This is a genomic window from Actinosynnema sp. NPDC049800, from assembly GCF_040656635.1.
Lineage (GTDB): Bacteria > Actinomycetota > Actinomycetes > Mycobacteriales > Pseudonocardiaceae > Actinosynnema.
Genome location: NZ_JBFAMT010000011.1, coordinates 81308 through 103434, shown reverse-complemented (window position 1 = coordinate 103434; position 22127 = coordinate 81308). Strand labels below are relative to the sequence as shown.

19 protein-coding genes are annotated in these 22127 nt (G+C 71.5%); 4 read left to right on the top strand and 15 right to left on the bottom strand.

The annotated features are described in order from the left end of the window. The first annotated feature begins 9 nt into the window (after positions 1–9). A complete protein-coding gene (locus tag AB0I91_RS16010; RefSeq protein WP_499637311.1) occupies positions 10–639 on the top strand; it encodes a S1 family peptidase in 630 nt (209 codons plus the stop codon). On the opposite strand, the gene cimA is transcribed toward AB0I91_RS16010, so the two are convergent. From cimA to AB0I91_RS15945, 13 genes are all read right to left on the bottom strand, one after another. After that, positions 620–2215, bottom strand: a complete 1596-nt coding sequence (gene cimA, locus AB0I91_RS16005; protein WP_498774801.1) for a citramalate synthase — start codon at positions 2213–2215, stop codon at positions 620–622. The two genes, AB0I91_RS16010 and cimA, sit on opposite strands and share 20 nt — an antisense overlap. Before the next feature lie 187 nt (positions 2216–2402). Then, positions 2403–3380: an ABC transporter substrate-binding protein gene (locus AB0I91_RS16000; RefSeq protein ID WP_498774803.1), complete on the bottom strand. Its 978-nt coding sequence runs from the start codon at positions 3378–3380 to the stop codon at positions 2403–2405. 13 nt (positions 3381–3393) lie between these two features. Next, a complete protein-coding gene (locus AB0I91_RS15995) occupies positions 3394–4131 on the bottom strand; it encodes a heme ABC transporter ATP-binding protein (protein ID WP_498774805.1) in 738 nt (245 codons plus the stop codon). Next, the gene (locus AB0I91_RS15990; protein WP_498775209.1) at positions 4131–5138 is read right to left on the bottom strand and encodes a FecCD family ABC transporter permease; all 1008 of its coding nucleotides are present in this window, start codon (positions 5136–5138) and stop codon (positions 4131–4133) included. Before AB0I91_RS15990 ends, AB0I91_RS15995 begins: the two co-directional genes overlap by 1 nt. Before the next feature lie 437 nt (positions 5139–5575). Beyond that, positions 5576–6613: a 3-isopropylmalate dehydrogenase gene (locus tag AB0I91_RS15985; protein ID WP_073891631.1), complete on the bottom strand. Its 1038-nt coding sequence runs from the start codon at positions 6611–6613 to the stop codon at positions 5576–5578. Between the two features lie 228 nt (positions 6614–6841). Beyond that, complete coding sequence (locus AB0I91_RS15980; RefSeq protein ID WP_499637370.1) at positions 6842–10132, bottom strand: S8 family peptidase; 3291 nt, start codon at positions 10130–10132, stop codon at positions 6842–6844. 317 nt (positions 10133–10449) lie between these two features. Beyond that, on the bottom strand, positions 10450–12039 hold the full coding sequence (gene serA / locus AB0I91_RS15975) for a phosphoglycerate dehydrogenase (RefSeq protein WP_498774807.1): 1590 nt from the start codon (positions 12037–12039) through the stop codon (positions 10450–10452). A 322-nt stretch (positions 12040–12361) separates the two neighbouring features. After that, positions 12362–13435, bottom strand: coding sequence for a CU044_5270 family protein (locus tag AB0I91_RS15970; RefSeq protein WP_499606994.1), 1074 nt, complete (start codon positions 13433–13435; stop codon positions 12362–12364). Next, positions 13428–14042, bottom strand: a complete 615-nt coding sequence (locus AB0I91_RS15965; protein ID WP_498774811.1) for an RNA polymerase sigma factor — start codon at positions 14040–14042, stop codon at positions 13428–13430. Before AB0I91_RS15965 ends, AB0I91_RS15970 begins: the two co-directional genes overlap by 8 nt. Positions 14043–14252: 210 nt before the next feature. Then, complete coding sequence (locus tag AB0I91_RS15960) at positions 14253–14522, bottom strand: DUF397 domain-containing protein (protein WP_396541985.1); 270 nt, start codon at positions 14520–14522, stop codon at positions 14253–14255. Positions 14523–14585: 63 nt separating this feature from the next. Further along, positions 14586–15599 carry a ketol-acid reductoisomerase gene (gene ilvC / locus AB0I91_RS15955; protein ID WP_498774814.1) on the bottom strand — a complete coding sequence of 338 codons (1014 nt, stop codon included), beginning with the start codon at positions 15597–15599 and terminating at the stop codon, positions 14586–14588. Positions 15600–15630: 31 nt separating this feature from the next. Then, the gene (ilvN, locus tag AB0I91_RS15950; protein WP_077009444.1) at positions 15631–16137 is read right to left on the bottom strand and encodes an acetolactate synthase small subunit; all 507 of its coding nucleotides are present in this window, start codon (positions 16135–16137) and stop codon (positions 15631–15633) included. A gap of 6 nt (positions 16138–16143) precedes the next feature. Then, positions 16144–17982: an acetolactate synthase large subunit gene (locus AB0I91_RS15945; RefSeq protein ID WP_498774817.1), complete on the bottom strand. Its 1839-nt coding sequence runs from the start codon at positions 17980–17982 to the stop codon at positions 16144–16146. A gap of 287 nt (positions 17983–18269) precedes the next feature. Here AB0I91_RS15945 and AB0I91_RS15940 point away from each other — a divergent pair, with 287 nt between their 5' ends. The 3 genes from AB0I91_RS15940 to ilvD all read left to right on the top strand — a co-directional run bounded on the left by AB0I91_RS15940 (position 18270) and on the right by ilvD (position 21077). Further along, a complete protein-coding gene (locus tag AB0I91_RS15940) occupies positions 18270–18719 on the top strand; it encodes a PH domain-containing protein (RefSeq protein ID WP_499607002.1) in 450 nt (149 codons plus the stop codon). After that, entirely contained in the window at positions 18716–19150 is a 435-nt protein-coding gene (locus AB0I91_RS15935; protein WP_499637308.1) for a vitamin K epoxide reductase family protein, read from the top strand. Before AB0I91_RS15940 ends, AB0I91_RS15935 begins: the two co-directional genes overlap by 4 nt. An 82-nt stretch (positions 19151–19232) precedes the next feature. Further along, the gene (gene ilvD, locus AB0I91_RS15930) at positions 19233–21077 is read left to right on the top strand and encodes a dihydroxy-acid dehydratase (protein WP_499637306.1); all 1845 of its coding nucleotides are present in this window, start codon (positions 19233–19235) and stop codon (positions 21075–21077) included. A gap of 57 nt (positions 21078–21134) precedes the next feature. Here the strand turns inward: ilvD and AB0I91_RS15925 are convergent, their stop codons facing one another. Both AB0I91_RS15925 and AB0I91_RS15920 read right to left on the bottom strand, forming a co-directional pair. Further along, positions 21135–21380: a hypothetical protein gene (locus AB0I91_RS15925; protein ID WP_498774825.1), complete on the bottom strand. Its 246-nt coding sequence runs from the start codon at positions 21378–21380 to the stop codon at positions 21135–21137. Beyond that, the gene (locus AB0I91_RS15920; protein ID WP_498774827.1) at positions 21380–22114 is read right to left on the bottom strand and encodes a DoxX family protein; all 735 of its coding nucleotides are present in this window, start codon (positions 22112–22114) and stop codon (positions 21380–21382) included. Before AB0I91_RS15920 ends, AB0I91_RS15925 begins: the two co-directional genes overlap by 1 nt. Positions 22115–22127 lie beyond the last annotated feature (13 nt).

Sequence of the window (22127 nt, the reverse complement as noted above, 5' to 3'; positions counted from 1 at the left end):
GTCGGAGGGATGCGAACCCTGCTGCTCGTGCTCACCCTGCTCGTCGCCGCCGCCGCGCCGGCCGCCGCGACCACCGCCGCCCTGCCGACCCCGCTGGAAGCGGGCACGCCCCTCTACGCGTACAACGGCGGGCGCTGCGCCAACGGCTTCAACGCCCGCGGCTTCCTGATCGTGCCGCCGTCGTGCGGGATCGTCGGCACGGTCGTCCGCGGGCCCAACATGGTGGACATAGGTCCGGTGGTCGCGGTCCGGACGACCTACGCGATCGTCCGGATCACGAACACCGCCGCCTGGGTCCAGCGGCCCACCATCGCCGGGCGCACCGGTGTCATCACCGGCTCGGCGGAGACGCCGGTCGGCGGGTCGGTGTGCGCGGCGGGCCGCACCACCGGGCTGCGGTGCGGCACCGTGCAGGCCAAGAACGTCACGGTCAACTACCCGGAAGGGGTCGTCTACGGGCTGACGCGGACGAACGTGTGCACCGAGCCCGGCGACCAGTGGGCCCCGATCTTCACCGGCTCGCAGGCCCAGGGCCACTCGCTGGGCGGCAGCGGCAACTGCTCGGTCGGCGGCTCGTCCTACTTCGAGCCGCTCAACCGCGTCCTGGCCGCCGAGCGCCTCACGCTCGTGACGGGCTGACCCGCAGCGCCTTGTGCACGAGCGCGTCGCACAGGGCGAGCCAGCTGGCCTCGACGATGTTGCCGTGCACGCCCACGGTGGTCCACTCGCGCTCGCCGTCGGTGGACTCCACGAGGACGCGGGTGACGGCGTCGGTGCCGTGCTGATCGGTCAGGATGCGCACCTTGTAGTCGTTCAGCTCCACCGCGTCCAACCACGACAGGTGGGGCAGGAGCGCCTTGCGCAACGCGGCGTCCAGCGCGTGCACCGGGCCGTTGCCCTCGGCGGTGGCGATGACGCGCTCGCCCGCCACGTGCACCTTGACCGTGGCCTCGGACACGATCGAGCCGTCCTGGTGGTGGTCGAGCACCACGCGGTACGACTCCAGCACGAACGGTGGCGCGTCCAGATCGGACAGCTCGGCCTTGAGGAGCAGTTCCAGGGAGGCGTCGGCGGCCTCGAACGACCAGCCGCCCGCCTCCAGCTCCTTCACCTTGCGCACCACGTTGGTGAGCGCCTCGGGCCGGCGGGTCAGGTCGATCCCGAGCTCACGTCCCTTGAGCTCGAGACTGGCCCGACCCGCCATCTCGGTGACCAGCACCCGCATGTCGTTGCCGACGGTGTCCGGATCGATGTGGTTGTACAGCTCCGGATCCACCTTGATCGCGCTCGCGTGCAGCCCCGCCTTGTGGGCGAAGGCCGACGACCCGACGTAGGCCTGGTGGGTGTCGGGTGCGATGTTCGCGATCTCGGCCAGCGCATGGGAGACCCGGGTGAGCTCGGCCAGCGACTCGTGCGGTAGCACCTGCAGGCCGAGCTTGGTCACGAGGTTCCCGACGACGGCGAACAGGTCCGCGTTGCCCGCTCGCTCGCCGTAGCCGTTCGCGGTGCACTGGACGTGGGTCGCCCCCGCCTGCACCGCGGCGACCGTGTTGGCCACCGCGCAGGACGTGTCGTCCTGGCAGTGGATGCCGACCCGGAAGCCCGTCCGGGCGATGACGTCGGCGACGGTCTCGGCCAGGCCGAGGGGCAGCCGGCCGCCGTTGGTGTCGCACAGCACGACGACGTCCGCGCCACCCTCCACTGCGGACTCCAGCACGCGCAGCGCGGTGTCGGGGTCGTAGGCGAAGCCGTCGAAGAAGTGCTCGGCGTCGACGAAGACCCGGCGGCCCTCGTTCACCAGGAACGCGACGGTGTCGCGGACCATCGCGCAGTTCTCCGCCACGTCCGTGCGCAGGGCCCGTTCGATGTGCCTGCGGTCGGACTTGGCGACCAGCGTCACGACCGGCGTCCGGGCCTCCAGCAGGGCCCTGACCTGCGCGTCCTGCTCGACCTTGACGCCCGCCTTGCGGGTCGAGCCGAACGCGACGAGCTGCGCGTGCTTGAGCGTGAGCTCCCCCTCCGCCGCCCGGGCGAAGAACTCCGTGTCCTTCGGCATGGCGCCCGGCCAGCCACCCTCGATGAAGCCGACGCCGAGCGAGTCGAGCAGGCGGGCGACGGCCAGCTTGTCGTTGACCGAGTAGGAGATGCCCTCGCGCTGGGCACCGTCCCGCAGGGTCGTGTCGAAGACGTGGAATGAATCGCCGAGGGGGGTCACGAGAGGGCTCCTAGAGATCTTGGAAAACAAAAAGACCCCCCGCAGGATGCGAGAGGTCGGCGCGCCGGGTGCTTCGAGGAAGCACTACCCGACGCGCTCAGAAATAATGATCACGGTGTGGAGAGCCACGGGCCGATGGTGCCACAACCCGTCCGCGGATACCAAGCCACGGACGGGTTGTCCCACACTATGGGTGGTAGCTATCGGCCAGGAACCTCGCGAACGCGGCGATGGCGGCCGGGTTGCGCGGGCTTTCCACCAGGGCCGCGTACGGCAGCACGAAGAACCGCTTCGCCTTGATGGCGGGCACGTCGGCGAGCGGCGGGTAGGACTCCAGGAACGCCCGCTTCTCGTCCGGTGTCGTCGCCTCGCCGTCGGCGTAGTCGTTGATCAGCACGACGTCCGGCGCGCGGTCGACGACGGCCTCCCAGCCGACCGTGGTCCAGCTGTCGTCGAGGTCGCCGAAGACGTTGTCGCCGCCGGCCTTGCCGATGATGTCGTGCGGCGCGGCGTTGCGGCCGGAGGTGAACGGCTGGTCGAGGCCGCTGTCGTAGAGGAAGACCTTCGGCCGGTGCTGCCCGACCAGCTGCTCGGCGTCCCGCACCTGCTCGCGGTAGCCCGCGATCAGGTCCTCGGCCTTCCGCTCCACGCCGAACACGCGGCCCAGGTTGCGCAGGTCGGTGTAGAGGGCGTCCAGCGGCGGCATGATGCCGCGCTGCTTGCCGACGCCGTTGCGGCACGCCTCGGTGAGCTGGTAGGTGGCGATGCCGAGGTCGGCTAGGGCGTCCGGGGTGAAGCCGGTCGCCTCGGAGAAGCCGTAGTTCCAGCCCGCGAACACGAAGTCCGCCTTGGCGCCCTGGACGAGTTCCTTGGTGATCTGCTCGCCGAGGTTGGGCACGCGGTCGAAGTCCGCCTTCCACGGTGAGGAGGCGACGTCGCGCGCCTGGCCGCCGCCGATCACGTAACCGGCCATCCGGTCGCCGAGGCCGAGCGCGAACATGAGCTCGGCGATGCCGGTGTCGTTGGTGACCACACGGGACGGTTTCGCGTACGAGACCTCCTGGCCGCAGTTGGTGACGGTGACCCTGTCGGTGGCGGCGGTGGGCGCGATCTGCGCGCCGCAGCCCGTCGTGAGGAGGAGGGCGAGGGCGACGAGCTTCTTCACTTCGGTGGGCTCCCTAGTGTTCGAACAGCAGTTGGGGCGCGCCGCTGGTGGGGTGGCGGACGACGTGCGCCCGGACGTCGAAGACCTCGCGCAGCACCTCGGGGGTGAGCACTTCGTCCGGTGTGCCGCTGCGCACCACGCGGCCGTGGTCGAGCACGTGCAGGCGGTCGCAGTAGGCGGCGGCGAGGTTGAGGTCGTGCAGGACCGCGAGGACGGTCACGTGCAGGCTCCGGACCAGCGACAGGACGGCGAGCTGGTGGCTGATGTCGAGGTGGTTGGTGGGCTCGTCCAGGACCAGCACCTTCGGCTGCTGGGCGAGGGCGCGTGCGATGAGGACGCGCTGGCGCTCGCCGCCGGACAGGCTGAGGAAGCCCCGGTGGGCGAGGTGCGAGGCGTCCACGCGGGACAGTGCTCCGGCCACCACTTCGTCGTCGTGCTCGGGCGTGCCGCGGTGCGGGAGGCGTCCCATCGCGACGACCTCGGTGACGGTGAAGTCGAACTCGACGTGGCTGTCCTGGGTGAGCGCGGCGAGGTGCTCGGCGGTGTCGCGGACCTTCATCGCGGCGACGTCCCGGCCGCCGAGGCGGACCACTCCCCCGGACGGCGCGAGCGCCCGGTACACGCAGCGCAGCGCGGTGGACTTGCCGCTGCCGTTGGGTCCGACGATGCCGTGCACCTCGTGCTCCGGGGCGTGCAGGTCGACGCCGTGCAGGATGTCGGTGACGGTGAGGTCTTCGAGCCGGACGTCCATCAGCGGCCGCCGAACACGTAGCCGCGGCGGCGCATCAGCAGGATGAAGCACGGCACGCCCAGCGCGGCCGTGATGACGCCCAGCGGCAGCTCCTCGGGCGCGGCGAGCAGGCGTGCGGCGACGTCCACCCAGATCAGGAAGCACGCGCCCGCGAGCGGTGCGACGGCGAGCACCTTGCGGTGGTCCGCGCCGACCGTGAGGCGGACCAGGTGCGGCAGCATGAGGCCGACGAACCCGACCGCGCCGCTGACCGCGACCAGCACGCCGGTCATGGCGGCCGTGACGCCGAACAGCGCCTTGCGGGTGCGGGAGACGTCGATGCCGAGGGTGGTGGCGGTCTCGTCGCCCATGGAGAGGGCGTTGAGGTGCTTGGCGCGGGTCCGGAGGTAGGCGACGCCGGCCAGCACGACCGCCGCGGCGACGGGCAGCGAACCCCACGTGACGCCGCCGAGGCTGCCCAGCAGCCAGAACATCGCGGCGCGCGCGGCCTCGCCGCGTGGCGACTGGAAGACCAGCAGCATGGCGACGGCGGAGAAGCCGTAGGCCAGGGCGGTGCCGGTGAGGACCAGGCGCAGCGGGGCGAGGTCGCGGCCGGCGACCACGTAGACCAGGGCCATCGCGGCGAGCGCGGCGAGGAACGCGGCCGTGGACAGGGCGTAGATGCCGAGCGAGGCGAACAGGCCCGTGGTCACGACGGCGGTGGCGCCGACGCTCGCGCCGGAGGAGATGCCCAGCACGTACGGGTCGGCCAGGGCGTTGCGGACCATGGCCTGGATGGCGACGCCGACCACGGACAGGCCCGCGCCGACGACGGCGGCGAGCAGGACGCGGGGCAGGCGGATGTCCCAGACGATCCGGTAGGGGCCCGCTTCGGCGGCGTCGATCGTGCCGCCGGTGAGCGCGGCGGCGAGGAAGCGCAGGACGTCGCCGAACGGGATGCTCACCGGTCCGAGCGCGACGCCGGCGACGACCGAGGCGGCGAGGACGGCGGCGAGGACCAGGCACAGGCCCCCGGTGGGCGGCCGACGCGGCGCCGACGGGGTGCTCGTCGTCGGTGGGCGGCGGCGGGTCGGCGCGGTGCCCGGTGCCGGCGGGGTGGGCGGTGTCGGCGGCGGGGTGTGGTCGGTGTTGCCCCGGTTGCTGGTGGAGGTCACCGGTCGCCTTTCGGACGGGTGGCCCAGACCGGCCACCCGCACCCGCTCGCGGCAGGCCGGCGCACCCGTCCCGCAGACCACGGCAGGAGTTGGAGCTTCTTCCCACCGCCCACGGGTGATCGGGCTCGCCGGACGTCGTGCAGCACGACGTCCGGCCTACCGTTGCGGGTCAGCGCCGGAATTCGACCGGACTTCCCCCACGGGCGGCTCCGGCGACCCTACGGCCCGTGACGCGGTCAGGGCCACCACGACGTCGCCGTGGTGGCCCTGATCACGTAGTGCGCTCGCGGCTAGGCCGTCCTCACGTTCGAGGAGACCAGGGCGGCCAGGCGGTCGCCCACCGCGTAGGTCGCGCCCGGCGACGAGTGGTCGCGGGTGGCCAGGTCGAACGCCACCGACGCCTCGATCCGCCGCGCCGCCTCCGACTCGCCCAGGTGGTCGAGCATCAGCGCCACCGACAGCACCGCGGCCGTCGGGTCGGCGATGCCCTGCCCGGCGATGTCCGGCGCGCTGCCGTGCACCGGCTCGAACATGCTCGGGTTGCGCCTGGTCACGTCGAGGTTGCCCGACGCCGCCAGCCCGATGCCGCCGGTCACGGCCGCCGCCAGGTCGGTCAGGATGTCGCCGAACAGGTTGTCCGTCACGATCACGTCGTACCGGCCCGGGTCGGTGACCAGGTGGATCGTCGCCGCGTCCACGTGCTGGTAGGCCACCGTCACGTCGGGGTGCTGCAACGACACCTCCTCCACCACGCGCGACCACAACGACCCGGCGTGCGTGAGCACGTTGGTCTTGTGCACGAGCGTGAGGTGCTTGCGCGGCCGGTTCGCGGCACGGGCGAACGCGTCGCGCACCACCCGCTCCACGCCGAACGACGTGTTGATCGACACCTCGGTCGCGATCTCGTGCGGCGTGTCCTTGCGCAGGAGGCCGCCGTTGCCGGCGTACAGCCCCTCCGTGCCCTCGCGCACCACCACCATGTCGATCTCGGGCGGGTCGGCGATCGGGCTGCGCACACCGGGGTAGAGCCGGGCCGGGCGCAGGTTCACGTGGTGGTCGAGCTCGAACCGGAGCCGCAGCAACAGGCCGCGTTCCAGGATTCCGCTCGGCACCGACGGGTCGCCCACGGCGCCGAGCAGGATCGCGTCGTGCTGGCGGAGTTCCCCGAGCACGGACTCCGGCAGCAACTCACCTGTGGCGTGCCAGCGCGCCGCGCCGAGGTCGTAGCGGGTGATCTCAGCCGCTGGAACGACCTCACCGAGCACCTTCAGGGCCTCGGCGACGACCTCGGGCCCGATCCCGTCTCCTGGGATCACTGCGAGCCGCATCCACACACCTCCCAGGTATCAGTCCCATTGCACGGGACTAGTTTCCATTGCGAAAGGCTACCGGTCCGAGGCCGTGAAACCGCACTCGGAACACCCCTCCGTGGTCATGTCTCCCGGACTGCGGGACACCCGAACGGTCCAGTGCACCCGTTCGGGCGTCACCCGATGCGCTTAAACGGCTCTGGCCGGCCGGGGCAACCCCCGACCGGCCAGAGCGGTGCACGACGATCAGGCCACTGGGCGGACGGCCACGCCGACCGTCGACCTCGCCCGCACCTTCACCACGTCCGCCTTGTCACCCGAGGCGTTGTGGTGGTGCAGGACCAGCAGGCTGTCCGCGCCGTCGGCCGCCGCGGCCTCGGCGTCGTGGTTGACCACCAGCGCGGTGGCCGGACGCGCCAGGTAGGACAGCGCGGGGTCGCCACCGCCCTGCACCCACAGGCCCGGCTTGAGCGGGTCGAACGACAGCGGGCTCGCGATCGCGTCGACCAGGCCGTTGGACGAGCCCGGGGCCACGTAGTACCCGGCCACGCCGACCTGGTAGCTGATCCGCGACGTGTCCGCCGAGGCGTCGATGCCCAGCGCCGACAGCAGCACGGGCAGGACCACCACGTTCGTGTCGAACACGTTGGTGTCGACGTCGCCGAACTGGCCGTTGACGCCCTGGAGGTCGACCGTGGCGCCCGTGTTCAGGTCCACCGTGGCCGCGACCAGCAGGTCGGTGTCGGTCAGCTTGGTCGCGTAGACCTCGTAGTCGAACGTGCCGTCACCGTTGGTGTCGACGTCGACGAACGGGATGGTGTTGCTGCCCAGGTTGTACCAGTTGCCCCAGGTGGAGAGGCCGAACGCGAGCATCGCGTCCTGCGGCCTGCCCTGCGCCTTGGCCAGCGGCGCGGTCGAGGCCACGCCCACGTGCCGCAGGTCGCCGCCCTTGGCGGTGTCGTTCAGCACGCAGTTGTCGGTGACGTTGCGGCGGCACTCGGGCAGCTGCGGCGAGGACGCCTGCAGCTCCAGCACGCTCACCAGGGACCGGTAGGCGCCCTGGTCGACGCCCCGGCCGGTCAGGTTCAGCACGCCCTGGCCCTTGCCGTTGACCCGCACGCCGTTGGCCACGGCGATGTCCGCCACCGGCTTCGGCGCGGAGTACACCGGCACCCGCAGGGACACCGCGGAGCCGGACTTCGGCGTGAGCACGACCCGGCCCGACGCGTCGGCCAGGTAGTGGCGCGGCACGTCGAGGTGGTTCGCCTCGATCGTCGGGTCCGCGGTCTTGCGCAGCGCCGCCGGGTCGTCGATCTTCAGCGTCACGGTGATCCGGGCGATGCCGCGCGGGCTGAGCCGCACGGTGTTCGCGGACAGCTCGTAGCGCACGCCCGGGATCTGGGTCAGCGCCTCGTAGCCCACGGTGTAGTCGACCCACTTGGTGGACTTGTTGACCACCTTGATGGTCTTGGTGAGGCTGACCGGCGCGGCCACCTCGACCGTGCCGAACGACGCCGACACCGAGCCCGGGTTGTCCTGCACGTACGCGAGGACCTGGTTCTCGACCGCGGCCTTGCCGTCGACGCGGCCGGCGCCGACGCGGTTGGGCGCGTAGGTCTTGCCGTCGGCCTTCACGTCGTGGCCCGCGGTGTTCATGACGGCGGCCTTGACCTCTTCGGTCGTCCAGTCCGGGTGGACCTGGCGCACGAGCGCGGCGATGCCGGCGATGTGCGGCGCGGCCATCGACGTGCCCGAGTTGACCATCGTCTTGTTGCCCGAGCCGACCAGCGCGGAGGCGATGGAGTCGCCGGGCGCGGCCACGTCCGGCTTCACGACCGGGCCGCGCACGCCACGCGAGGTGAACGAGCTCGGGGTGTCGCTGATGGACTGGTCGTAGGTGGGCAGCGAGGTGCGCAGGTCGCCCGACTGGCGGACGGCCAGCGTGCCCGCGGCCAGCGCCGGGCGCAGCGCCGCGGTCGCCGAGCCGGTCAGCTGGAACACCGGGATCGCCGCGTTGCCGGAGATGCCCGCGTTGAAGTGCTCCAGGTTCGAGGTGAACAGCGCGCCGATGGCGCCCGCGGCGGTGGCGTTGTTGCTCCGGCCGACCGAGCCGCAGCGACGCGTGGCGTCGTTGTCGTCCCACTCGAGCCACACCATCTTGCCCGCGACGGCGGCCTTGTCCGCGGCCGAGAACGGCAGGCAGCCGTCCTTGTTGGCCGCGTCGCTCATCGCCACGACGGAGCCGCTGACGTTCGCGCCCTCGTAGTTGTAGGCCACGCTGTACTGGCCGGGCTTCGACCCGGCGGAGCCGGCGGGCGCGGTGACCTCGACCGCGTCGCGCAGCACGTACGCGTCACGGGTGCTGGCCACGGTCAGCGCCTCGGGGGTGCTGCCCGGCGAGCCGCCGATGTCGTACAGGTCGCCGCCGTTGCCCGCGGAGAACACGGTCAGCACGCCGGAGGCGTTGAGCTTGCGCACGAACAGGCTGTCCGGGTCGTCCGGCGCGCCGTAGTCCGAGCCGAGCGACAGGTTGACCACGTCGAGGTGGTCGGAGAAGTCGCCGTCGCCGTCGGGGTCGAGCGCCCAGTCCAGGGCCTGCGCGGTGACGTTGGTCGAACCCTCGCAGCCGAACACCTTCAGCGCGAACAGCAGGGCCTTCGGCGCGGTGCCGGGGCCGATGCGCATCGCGTCCAGCGCCTCGGGGGTGAGCTTGGTGTAGTCACCCTTGAAGGTGGAGCCGTCGGCGTTGACGCCGAAGCCCGCGGCGGTGCCGGCGACGTGCGAGCCGTGGCCGTTGCAGTCGAGCGGGTTCGGGTCCGGCTTCGGGGTGTTGATCGCCGGGTCGTCGCTCTCGCCGTCGTAGGCGTTGCCCACGAAGTCGTAGCCGCCGACCACCTTGGCGGTCGGGAAGTACGAGGCGTCGACCTTGGTCTCGTCGATCGCCTGGAACGCCTCGATGGTGCCGGGGCCCGCGAAGTCGCTGTGGGTGTAGTCGATGCCCGTGTCGATGATGCCGACGCGGGTGTCGTCACCGAGCTTGCCGTACTCCTGCCACGCCTTGAGCGTGTTCGTCAGCTGCACGGCGCTGGAGTTCTGGCGCTTCTTCGGCACCACGGTGCGCACGGACTTCACGTCCGCGCGCTGGGCCAGCTCGCGCACCTTCGCGGCGTCGGCCTGCACGACCACACCGGGCACGCCGTTCGCGGTGCGGAACAGCTCCCTGGTGGCGGAGTCCTTGCCCTTCAAGGCGTCGACGACGACGTCGGTGACCCGGCCGGTGTCGTTCTTCGTGGCCTTGGCGGCGTCCTTGGCCTGCTGCTTCGTGGCGCCCTGGCTGGTCTGCTCGGCGAACGCGTCGACGGCCGGTTTGGCCTCCAACTCCACGAACGCGGTGACCCTGCCCTTGGCGGCCGTCAGCCGGTCGGACACCTTCAACTGCAACTTGCCCGCATCCAGACCGCGCGCGTTCGCGACGGACGGTGCCAGTGGATCTTCCGCGGCCAGTGCGGTACCGGCGGTGGACCCGGCGACGAGCATCGCGGCCAACACCGGTACGGCAGATCTGGCGAAAACGCGAGATCGGCTCACAACGTGCCCCAAGCGAGGTCGGATTCGACCGGGCAGGCAGCGTCTTCTCCAGTGGGGGCACTGCCCGCGTGGTGCCGTGCCCTCTACGGCACCGGGTCAACCTCGTGCGAGGAACCTAATCGCTCGATCGAGCTGATCAGTTAGCCCATACGAGTGACGGCAACCACAGTTTTGACAACTAACGGTTAACTGTGACGCCGCCGAGACCTGCGACGATATACATCGACAGGTCTCGGCGGCGTTACTCCGTTTCGGGGACTAGCCGATCACTCGAAGTTGACCGAGCGCACCGTGCGCGCGCCGACGGCCGCGCCGATCGGGTCGAGCACCGCGGTGTCCACCGGGCGGTCGACGCGCAGCAGCATGAACGCGTCCGCGCCGTCCTTGGTCTGGCTGATCTGGGCGGCCTCGACGTTCACGCCGGCCTCGCCGAGCAGCGTGCCGACCGCGCCCATCACGCCCGGCCGGTCCGGGTACTCCAGCAGCAGCACGTTGCCCTCGGCGCGCAGGTCGAAGCCGCGGCCGTTGATGCCGACCAGCTTCTCGACCTGGTCCAGCCCCGTGAGCGTGCCGGACACCGTGATGACCGCGCCGTCCGCCTGCACCGCGCGCACCGTGACCAGGCTGCGGTGGTTGGCGCTCTCCGGCTCCTTGAGCAGGTCGACGCTCACGCCGAGCGAGGTGGCCAGCGCGGGCGCGTTGACGAAGGTGACCTGCTCCTCGACCACGCTGGAGAACACGCCGCGCAGCGCGGCCAGCGGCAGCACCGCGACGTCCTCGTTGGACAGTTCGCCGCGCACCTCGACGGTGACGCTCGTCGGGGCCTTCGCGCTCAGCGCCGCGACCACCGTGCCCAGCTTCTGCACCAGCGGCAGGTACGGGCGGACCTCCTCGCCGACCACGCCGCCGCCCTGCACGTTCACCGCGTCCGGCACGAAGTCGCCGGCCAGCGCGAGCAGCACCGACTTGGCCACGTCCGTGCCCGCCCGGTCCTGCGCCTCCGTCGTCGACGCGCCCAGGTGCGGCGTTACGACGACGTTCGGCAGGCCGAACAGCGGGCTCTCGGTGGTGGGCTCGGTGGAGAACACGTCGATGCCCGCGCCGCCGACCTGGCCCTCCTTCACGGCCTCGGCCAGCGCCTCCTCGTCGACCAGACCGCCGCGGGCGGCGTTGACGATGATCACGCCGCGCTTGGCCTTGGCCAGCTGCTCGGCGCCGATCAGGCCCTTGGTCTCCGGGGTCTTCGGCAGGTGGATGGAGATGAAGTCGGCGCGCTCCAGCAGCTCCTCCAGCGTCACCAGCTCGATGCCGAGCTGCGCGGCGCGGGCGGCGCTGACGTACGGGTCGTAGGCGATGAGCTCGGTGCCGAAGGCCGCGATGCGCGCGGCGAACAGCTGGCCGATCTTGCCCAGCCCCACCACGCCGACGGTCTTGCCCTGGACCTCGACGCCGTTGAACTTGCTGCGCTTCCACTCGTGGTTCTGCAGCGTGGCGTGCGCGGCCGGGATCTGGCGCGCGGTGGCGAGCAGCAGGGCGACCGCGTGCTCGGCGGCGCTGACGATGTTGGAGGTGGGCGCGTTGACCACCATGACGCCGCGCTCGGTGGCGGCGGGCACCTCGACGTTGTCGAGCCCGACGCCCGCGCGGGCGACGACCTTCAGCTTGGTGGTGGCCTTGAAGACCTCGGCGTTCACCTTGGTGGCGGAGCGGACCAGGAGTGCGTCGGCGTCGGCGACGGCTTCGAGCAGCGCGGGACGGTCGGTGCCGTCGACGTGGCGCACCTCGATGCCATCACCGAAGACGTCGAGAACGGACGGTGCGAGCTTCTCGGCGATGAGGACAACGGGCTTGGTCACGGACGTCGCTCCCGGAGGTGTGAACGGGTGGGGAGCGCGGGGCCGTCGAGCAGGTCGTCACCCGCGCCGGCCGGCCACGGCAATGTGTCCGGGTTGTTAACGAGCATAGTCAGCACCCGCCCGGCGGTTGACACCCGGGTGCCCCGTTTCACCTGCTGGAACACGGTACGCGCGTCCCGCGAAGCGCCCCGGTCGCGCGGGGAGGGCCCGGTGCCGGGGCGGTCGCCCCTCGGCGAAGTCCGCCGGTGCCCCGGCCGTCGACCGACCGACGACAGCCCGGTGGTGGGCTCGGGTCCGCGCCCACCACCGGGCTGCCACCGGATCAACGGGTCGGCTTGGTCCCGATGCCGTCGACCACCGCCGTGGTGGTGGAGGAGTAGCCGGTGACGGTGCCCCTCGGGATGCCGGCGAACATCGAGTCGGACACCGTGCGCTCCCCGATCACCTCGCCCGTGCCGGGGTCGATGATGATCTCCTGGCGCTCCCCGTCCTCGGAGATGCCCAGCGCCACGCCCCGGCGGCCGTCGAGGTCGGCGGCGCCATCCGTGACGTCCAGTCCGGGCAGGTGGGTCAACGCCCGCAGCAGGGTCGCGCGGGCCGCGGCGGGCAGCAGACCGGTGCGCAACGCGTCGGCGGCGTAGACCAGCGACCGCTTCCCGCCCCCGCTGTCCTGGCGCAACCGCTCGTACAGCCGCTCGGGGTCGGTGGGCAGGCCGGCGAGGAACTCCGGCTCGGGGAACTGCCAGTTGCCGTGCTCGGGGGCCCCCGCGGTGAAGACGCCGCCCTTGGCGCGCTGCTCCGGCCACGGCAGCTCCTCGATGACGGCCCCCGCCGCACGGGCTTCGGCCTCGGTGCCCACGACCCACTTGCGGTTGCCGGTCTCCCCGCGTCGCCGCAGCCACTCCCCGCCCGGGTCGGCGGGGATCCAGGTCTCGACGACGTTCTCGTTGAGGAAGGAGAAGCTCTCGCCCTCCGTGCCCGTCGTCCTCATCCACCAGGCGTGGGTGGCCACGTAGCGGTACCGGCCGTCGGTCAGCACCGGGTCCTCGGCCCGTGCGGCGAGGTCGGCGGCGCTGGTCAACGCCTCCCGCGCTTGCGCCGTGGCGGTGCTGTCGGAGAACAACACCGTCGGCGCGAGCACGCCCGCGGTCACGAGCACCGCGACCGCGGCCGCCGCGGCCAACCATCGGCGCAACGGCCGCCGCCTTCCCTCCCCTGCCTCGACCTGGCCCGGCCGCGGCCCGGCTTGGCCGTCCGCCGCCGCCACCACGTGCTCACGCACCCCGGCCAGACCCCGTTGATCGGTCTCGACCTCCAGGTACAGCCCGGTCAGCGCGCGGTCGAGCTCGTCCTCGGTCCACACCTGCCGGACCCCGCCCCGATCCCCTTCACGCATCGCCGTCCTCCGCTCCACCGGTCGCACCGGAACCGTGTGATCGCAGCCACCGACGCACCCGGTGCAGGCGCGAGTAGACCGTGCCCACCGGGATGCCCAGGGCCTGGGCCACCTCGGTCGAGCTCAGGTGACCCCATGACGTCAGCAGCAGCACGTCCCGGTCCCCCGGTTCCAGCGCGGCCAGCGCACCGGCCAGCCGCCGGATCCGCTGCTGCGCGGTGACCCGCTCGGTCGTGCGCACCTCGGGCGACTCCGCCTGCGCCCGTTCCGACCCCGCCACCCGGGCCCTGGCGCGCCAGCCCCGGACCTCCTGCCGCACGTGGCGCCGCAGCAGGTTGCTGGCGATCCCGTACAACCACGGCCGCACGCCGGCGCGTTCCGGGTCGTAGGTGTGCCGTTGCTGCAACGCCACCAGGAACGTCTCCGACACCAGGTCGTCGGCGGTCTGGTCCCCGACCCGACGGGCCAGGTAGGCGTGCAGCGACCCGGCGTGGTCGTCGAAGAGCCGCCCGAACACCGCTCCCGGATCCGGCCCCGACAGGTCCGGGTCGTCGTCGAGCGGCGGCCCCGGGCCAGGCCCCGCCGCGCTCGCAGTCGTCCTCGTCATGCCCCTACTTGCCCGCGGGCCACCGGGCCCTTCACGGGACCGACGTGTCCTGCGACACCCCGTCCACCGGCGGGCACCACGACCGCGCCGCCGACGGGAACGGTGGACTCGGGGTACGCGAACGTTCGGCACGGCCGTCCTGAACGTTCGACACGCGCGGCGGGAACGCGGGACGCGCGCGGTTCGGAGGCTGGGAGCGCGGGTGGCGCGTCACCAGGGTTCGTCGAACTCGCCGTCCTTGACGCCGAGGATGAAGGCCTCCCACTCGGCGGGGGTGAACACCAGGACCGGGCCGTCGGGGTGGGCGGAGTTGCGCATCGCCGTGTAGGTCACGCCGTCGGTGTGCTCGACGAACGCGATCTCGACGTGCTCCTCCTCGTCCTCCGCGCCCTCGTCGCTGCGGATCCACTCGGCTCCGCCGAGGTCGAGGTTGCCCCGGACGTGGGCCTTGTCGTCGTAGATGGGCGCGCTGTCGGTCATGGGGCCTAGGTATACCCGGGCCCGCGGTCGAAACCGCGGGCCCGGGTGAAAAAACCGCTGATCTTACGCCGTTTCGGTGATGGGGCGGTCGACCCAGGACATCAGGCCGCGCAGCTTCTTGCCGACCTCCTCGATCGGGTGCTGCTCGCCCTCCTGCTGCAACTTCTTGTAGTTGCCGCGGCCGGCGTCGTCCTCGTTCACCCACTCGGTGGCGAAGGTGCCGTCCTGGATCTCGCCCAGGATCTTGCGCATCTCCTCCTTGACCCCCGCCGTGATGACGCGCGGGCCGCGGGTGAGGTCGCCGAACTCGGCGGTGTCGGAGATCGAGTACCGCATGCGGGCGATGCCGCCCTCGTACATGAGGTCCACGATGAGCTTCAGCTCGTGCAGGCACTCGAAGTAGGCGACCTCGGGCGCGTAACCGGCCTCGGTCAGCACCTCGAAACCGGCCTGCACCAGCGCGGACGTGCCACCGCAGAGCACGGCCTGCTCACCGAACAGGTCGGTCTCGGTCTCCTCCTTGAACGTCGTCTTGATGACGCCCGCGCGCGTGCCGCCGATGCCCTTGGCGTAGGACAGCGCCAACGCCTGCGCGGTGCCGGAGGCGTCCTGCTCGACCGCGATCAGCGCGGGCACGCCCTTGCCGTCGACGAACTGGCGGCGCACCAGGTGGCCGGGGCCCTTCGGCGCGACCATCGCGACATCCACATTGGACGGCACGGTGATCAGGCCGTAGCGGATGTTGAAGCCGTGGCCGAAGAAGACCGCGTCGCCGTCCTTCAGGTTCGGCGCGATGTCGTTGGCGTAGATGTGCCGCTGCGCGGTGTCCGGCGCCAGGATCATGATCAGGTCGGCCTCGGCGGAGACCTCGGCGGGCGTGCCGACCGGCAGGCCCTCCTCCTCGGCCTTGGCGCGGGACTTGGAGCCCTCGGGCAGGCCGATCCGGACGTCGACGCCCGAGTCGCGCAGGCTCAGCGCGTGCGCGTGACCCTGGCTGCCGTAGCCGATGACCGCGACCTTGCGCCCCTGGATGATGCTCAGGTCGGCATCGTCGTCGTAGAAGATCTCGACGCTCACTGGTGGTACTTCCTTCCTCGGAACTGGAAAATCAGCGCACCGCGGTCGCGGTGATGGAGCGGGCGCCACGGCCGATGGCGACCATGCCGGACTGGACGATCTCGCGGAGCCCGTAGGGCTCCAGCATCCGCAGCAGCGCGTCGAGCTTCTCAGACGTGCCGGTGGCCTCGACGGTGACCGCCTCCGGGGAGACGTCGACGACCTTCGCGCGGAAGAGCTGCACCGTCTCGAGGACCTGGCTGCGCACCGTCGCGTCGGCGCGCACCTTGACGAGCAGGAGCTGCCGCTGGACCGACGCGGCGGGCTCGAGCTCGACGATCTTGATGACGTTGATGAGCTTGTTGAGCTGCTTGGTGACCTGCTCCAGCGGCAGCTCCTCGACCGACACCACGATGGTCATCCGGGAGATGTCCGGGTGCTCGGTGCGGCCGACGGCCAGCGACTCGATGTTGAAGCCGCGCCGCGAGAACAGACCCGCCACACGGGCGAGGACACCGGGCTTGTCCTCGACCAGAACGCTCAGGGTGTGCCTAGTCATCAGGGGTCACTCGTCCTCGTCGAACAGCGGGCGGATGCCACGCGCGGCCATGATCTCGCTGTTGCCGGTGCCGGCGGCCACCATGGGCCACACCTGGGCGTCCTTGCCGACCACGAAGTCGATGACGACCGGCCGGTCGTTGATCTCCATGGCCTGCTGGATGACCGGGTCGACCTGCTCGCGCGACTCCGCGCGCAGGCCGGCGCAGCCGTAGGCCTCGGCGAGCAGCTTGAAGTCGGGGATGCGGTGCTTGTGCGTGCCCAGGTCGGTGCTGGAGTAGCGCTCGCCGTAGAACAGCGTCTGCCACTGCCGGACCATGCCCAGGTTGCCGTTGTTGATGACCGCGACCTTGATCGGGATGCCCTCGATGGCGCAGGTGGCCAGCTCCTGGTTGGTCATCTGGAAGCAGCCGTCGCCGTCGATCGCCCACACCTGGACGTCCGGCACGCCGGCCTTCGCGCCCATCGCGGCGGGGACCGCGTAGCCCATCGTGCCCAGGCCGCCGGAGTTGATCCACGTGCGCGGGCGCTCGTACTTCACGAACTGCGCGGCCCACATCTGGTGCTGGCCGACGCCCGCGGTGAACAGGGTGTCCGGCGGGGTCAGCAGGCCGATCCGCTCGATCACGAACTGCGGGGACAGCGTGCCGTCCTCGGGCCAGTCGTAGCCCAGCGGGAACGTCTCGCGCAGCGCGTCGAGCTGCTCCCACCACGGCGCCAGGTCGACCGTGCGGGCCGAGTTCTCCTTCTCCGCGCGCACCGCGTCGACCAGGTCGCGGATGATCTCCTTGCAGTCGCCCACGATCGGCACGTCCGCGCGGCGGTTCTTCGAGATCTCGGCCGGGTCGATGTCGGCGTGCACGACCTGCGCGTCCGGCGCGAACGTGGACAGCTGGCCGGTGACCCGGTCGTCGAACCGCGCGCCCAGCGCGATCAGCAGGTCCGACTTCTGCATCGCGGCGACCGCGCCGACCGTGCCGTGCATGCCGGGCATGCCCATGTGCTGCGGGTGCGAGTCGGGGAACGCGCCGCGCGCCATCAGCGTGGTCACCACCGGGATGCCGGTGGACTCGGCCAGCTCCAGCAGCTCGGCCGACGCCTCGGCCTTGATCACGCCGCCGCCGACGTACAGGACGGGGCGACGGGCCGCGGCGATCAGCTTCGCGGCCTCGCGCACCTGCTTGCCGTGCGGCCGGGTCGTCGGCCGGTAACCGGGCAGGCGCAGCTCCGGCGGCCAGGAGAACGAGGTCATCTCCTGCAGCACGTCCTTGGGGATGTCCACCAGGACGGGGCCGGGTCGGCCGGTGGCGGCCAGGTGGAACGCCTCGGCGATGGCGCGCGGGATGTCCGCGGCGTCGGTGACGAGGAAGTTGTGCTTGGTGATCGGCATCGTGATGCCGCAGATGTCGGCTTCCTGGAACGCGTCGGTGCCGATCAGCGGGCGGGACTGCTGGCCGGTGATGGCGACCACCGGGACGGAGTCCATGTTGGCGTCCGCGAGGGGCGTGACGAGGTTCGTCGCACCCGGCCCCGAGGTCGCCATGCAGACGCCGACCTTGCCGGTGGCCTGGGCGTACCCGGTGGCGGCGTGGCCCGCGCCCTGCTCGTGGCGGACCAGGATGTGGCGCACCTTGGTGGAGTCGAGGAGGGGGTCGTAGGCAGGCAGGATCGTGCCGCCGGGAATGCCGAAGACCACTTCGCAGCCCACTGCCTCCAGCGAGCGGACGAGGGACTGGGCACCGGTCACGCGGATGGGAGCGCCGCTCGGCGGGGCCGGTTTCGGCCGCGGTCCAGGGCGGGGCGACGACGACTCTCCGGGAGCCGGTCGCGAGGTTGCGCTGGTCATCTGTCTGCCTCGTGGGTAAGGAGAATGCACGGTCCGGGCACGAAAAAACCCTCGCCAACCCGAACGGGTCGCACGAGGGTCGCGCGTCGACGCAAGCTCGAATGCCTAGGCGTCGACGCGCCTGGGAAGTACGAGAACGAGGTTGCGCTGCATGGGGCTGACGTTAACCGTCAAGGAGGTGGAGCGTCAACTGTGCGGGACGGCACTCCCGGATGGTGGAAGCCCGCACGTGCGTGGACGCGGGCCGGAGTCACCCGCTCGGACGATGGGTGGCAGCATCTCGATTCGTGCCGAAAGTCGTGTTCCGCATCCCCACACCGGCCCTGCTCGCGGCCGGGTCCGCGGCCATCTGCGCGACGCCCGTCGCGTGGGGCGTGCCGGGTCTCCAGGTCCTCTACCTGCTGCCGGCGGCGTTCGCGTGGTGGGTGCTGCGCAACCGGACGACCGTGGACGGCGAGCGGATCGTGGCGCGCGGCACGTTCGGCGCGCGCGAGGTGCCGTGGTCGGACGTGAAGGCGATCAAGGTGGTCCCGAAGGGGTGGTTGTCGGCGGTGCTCGCGGACGGCTCGCTCGTCCGGCTGCCCGCCGTGCGCGCCGCGCACCTGCCGGTGTTGTCGCAGGTCAGCGGCGGTCGGGTGGCCGATCCGACGGCCGTGCCAGAGGCCGCGGCGGCCGAGGAGGAGCCCGCCGGGCCTGACCAGGACGAAACGCCGCCGCCCGTAAAGTCCGACGGGTGAGTTCTCGCACACAGTGGGTGCCCGTCCTCAGCCTGGTGCTGTCGCTGGCGGGGCTCGCGGTCTCGGCCTACCTCACGGTCGCGCACTTCAGCGCGGGCGCGCTGCTGTGCGCCGAGGGCGAGGTGATCGACTGCGGCACGGTGACCACCAGCGAGCAGTCGGAGCTGCTCGGCATCCCGGTCGCGGTGCTGGGCCTGGTGTTCTTCGCGTTCATGACCGTGGCCTGCCTGCCGTTCGCCTGGCGCAACGAGGCGCTGCACTGGGCGCGGCTGGTGTCCGTCGGCGTCGGCGTGCTGTTCGTGGTGTACCTGGTGGCCGCCGAGTTCCTGCTGATCGGGAAGATCTGCCTGTGGTGCACGGCTGTGCACGTCATCACGCTCGCGCTCGCCGCCGTGCTGGTCGTCGGGGCGTTGCGGCGGAGTAATCTCTGAGGCACCGCTCCCGCTTTCCGCGCCCCACACCCCGCGCGCGTCGTTCGCGATTCTCTTCTTGGCAAAGACCTCTGGAGGAGCCGTGCCACCGCTCCGTTCCCGCACCACCACCCACGGCCGCAACGCCGCGGGCGCACGCGCGCTGTGGCGCGCGACCGGCATGACCGACAGCGATTTCGGCAAGCCGATCGTGGCCATCGCCAACTCCTACACGCAGTTCGTGCCGGGGCACGTGCACCTGCGCGACCTCGGGGACATCGTGGCCGAGGCGATCCGCGAGGCCGGCGGGGTGCCGCGCGAGTTCCACACCATCGCGGTCGACGACGGCATCGCGATGGGCCACGGCGGGATGCTCTACTCCCTGCCGTCGCGGGAGATCATCGCCGACTCCGTCGAGTACATGGTCAACGCGCACCAGGCCGACGCGATCGTGTGCATCTCCAACTGCGACAAGATCACGCCCGGGATGCTCAACGCGGCGATGCGGCTCGACATCCCCGTGGTGTTCGTCTCGGGCGGGCCGATGGAGGCGGGCAAGGCGGTCGTGGTGGACGGCGTCGCCGTCGCGCCGACCGACCTGATCACCGCGATCTCCGCGTCCGCCTCGCCGGACGTGGACGAGGCCGGGTTGGCCGAGGTCGAGCGGTCGGCGTGCCCGACCTGCGGCTCGTGCTCGGGCATGTTCACCGCGAACTCGATGAACTGCCTCACCGAGGCGCTGGGCCTCGCGCTGCCGGGCAACGGCTCCACGCTGGCCACGCACGCCGCGCGCCGCGAGCTGTTCGCCGAGGCCGGCCGCACGGTCGTGGAGCTGTGCAAGCGGTACTACGAGCAGGACGACGAGTCGGTGCTGCCGCGCTCGATCGCGAACCGCAAGGCGTTCGAGAACGCCATGGCGCTGGACATGGCGATGGGCGGCTCCACGAACACCGTGCTGCACATCCTCGCCGCCGCGCGCGAGGGCGAGATCGACTTCACGCTGGCCGACATCGACGCGCTGAGCCGCCGCGTGCCGTGCCTGTCGAAGGTGTCGCCGAACTCGGACTACCACATGGAGGACGTGCACCGGGCGGGCGGCATCCCGGCCCTGCTCGGCGAGCTGTGGCGGGCCGGCCTGCTCAACGAGGACGTGCACACCGTGCACAGCCCGGACCTGGCGTCGTGGCTGGGCGAGTGGGACGTGCGGGCCCCGTCGCCGTCGCCGCGGGCCGTCGAGCTGTTCCACGCGGCGCCGGGCGGTGTGCGCACGACGCAGGCGTTCTCCACGTCCAACCGGTGGTCGAAGCTGGACACGGACGCCGCGGGCGGCTGCATCCGCGACGTCGAGCACGCGTACACCAAGGACGGCGGCCTGGCCGTGCTGCGGGGCAACCTGGCCGAGCGCGGCGCGATCATCAAGGCGGCGGGCATCGACGAGGAGCTGTGGCACTTCGAGGGGCCGGCGCGGGTGGTCGAGTCCCAGGAGGAGGCCGTCTCGGCGATCCTGAAGAAGGAGATCCAGCCCGGTGACGTGCTCGTGGTCCGCTACGAGGGCCCCGCGGGCGGGCCGGGCATGCAGGAGATGCTGCACCCGACCGCGTTCCTGAAGGGCGCGGGCCTCGGCCGCAGGTGCGCGTTGATCACCGACGGCCGGTTCTCCGGCGGCACGTCGGGCCTGGCGATCGGCCACGTCTCGCCGGAGGCGGCGGGCGGCGGCGTGATCGGCCTGGTCCAGGACGGCGACCGGATCCTGATCGACGTTCACGAGCGGCGGCTGGAGCTGCTGGTGGACGAGACCACGCTGGCCGAGCGGCGGGCCAAGGTGGAGGCGTCGGAGCGGCCGTGGCAGCCGGTCGACCGGGTCCGCCCGGTGACCGCGGCGCTGCGCGCCTACGCCCGGATGGCGACGGACGCATCCACGGGCGCGGTGCGGGACGTGAACAAGTAGGTGCGGGAAAACCCGGCCGGACATCCTTCACCGGCCGGGTTTTCGCTGGTCGACGGCCTAGCCGAGCAGCCGGACCGCGGCCAGGGCGGCGAGGAACACCGCCCACCCGGCCAGCGGCCCGACGACGGGTCTTCGCGCCCTGGTGGCCACCAACCCGCCCACGACCAGGCCCGCGAGCAACCCGACGGGCGGCAGCAGCGAGCGCGCGGTGAGGCCGATCGGGAACGCGACCAGGTAGACCACCGGCACCCCGACCACCACGAGCGCGAGCTGCAAGCCCGCCACCACGACCCGCTGGTCCACTACCGGAAGACGTAGAGCGTGGCCGCGGTGGCGCCGGCCGCGATCACCAGGCAGATGAAACCGGACAGCAGCGGGTGGCGGAACCAGCTGCGGTTGTAGTCCAGGGCGGCCCGGCCGGGGCCGGCGAACAGCGTCGCGAACGCCATCGCCGCGTACACCGCCTCCAGCTCGACGCCGTTGGGCGCGAAGAAGCCGCCCCGGTACTTCAGGGCGATGACGTTCGCCATCACGCCGAGCACACCGGCCGCCGCGAGCGGCGTGAACAGGCCGAAGATGAGCAGGGCACCACCGCCGAGCTCGGTGATGCCGGTGACCCAGGCCAGGATCCGGGCCTCGCGGAACCCGGTGGACTGGAGGTACTGGGCGAACCCGTCGATGCCCGGCCCGCCGAACAGGCCGAACACCTTCTGCAGGCCGTGCATGACGAACGCGCCGCCCAGCGCCAGCCGCAGCACCAGCAGGCCGATGTCGGCACTGGCGCTCCAGCCGAACTGCTTGCGCTCGTCCTCGTCCTCGAACGTGTCGTAGTGGGAAGCGGGCTTGTCCTCCAAGTCCGCGATCGGCGTGTAGCCGGAGGCGTCGAAGCCCTTGGTGTCCTTGCCGAACGCGTCGCCGTCGATCGTCCGCGTGCCGTCGTCGAAGTGGTGAACTCCTCCGCCAACGCCACTCGTCGAGTAGAACCCGTCGTCGGAGTAGCCGCCAGATGTCCTCGAGCGGTCGTCGTGAGTAGCCACGCACCCGCACGTT

Excerpts from the sequence above, each read along its gene's own strand:
- AB0I91_RS15945 (WP_498774817.1), bottom strand. The coding sequence starts at position 17,982 with ATGACCAGCGCAACCTCGCGACCGGCTCCCGGAGAGTCGTCGTCGCCC.
- AB0I91_RS15960 (WP_396541985.1), bottom strand. The coding sequence starts at position 14,522 with ATGACCGACAGCGCGCCCATCTACGACGACAAGGCCCACGTCCGGGGC.
- AB0I91_RS15995 (WP_498774805.1), bottom strand. The coding sequence starts at position 4,131 with ATGGACGTCCGGCTCGAAGACCTCACCGTCACCGACATCCTGCACGGC.
- AB0I91_RS15985 (WP_073891631.1), bottom strand. The coding sequence starts at position 6,613 with ATGCGGCTCGCAGTGATCCCAGGAGACGGGATCGGGCCCGAGGTCGTC.
- AB0I91_RS15970 (WP_499606994.1), bottom strand. The coding sequence starts at position 13,435 with ATGCGTGAAGGGGATCGGGGCGGGGTCCGGCAGGTGTGGACCGAGGAC.
- AB0I91_RS15980 (WP_499637370.1), bottom strand. The coding sequence starts at position 10,132 with ATGCTCGTCGCCGGGTCCACCGCCGGTACCGCACTGGCCGCGGAAGAT.
- AB0I91_RS15965 (WP_498774811.1), bottom strand. The coding sequence starts at position 14,042 with ATGACGAGGACGACTGCGAGCGCGGCGGGGCCTGGCCCGGGGCCGCCG.
- ilvN (WP_077009444.1), bottom strand. The coding sequence starts at position 16,137 with ATGACTAGGCACACCCTGAGCGTTCTGGTCGAGGACAAGCCCGGTGTC.
- AB0I91_RS16010 (WP_499637311.1), top strand. The coding sequence starts at position 10 with ATGCGAACCCTGCTGCTCGTGCTCACCCTGCTCGTCGCCGCCGCCGCG.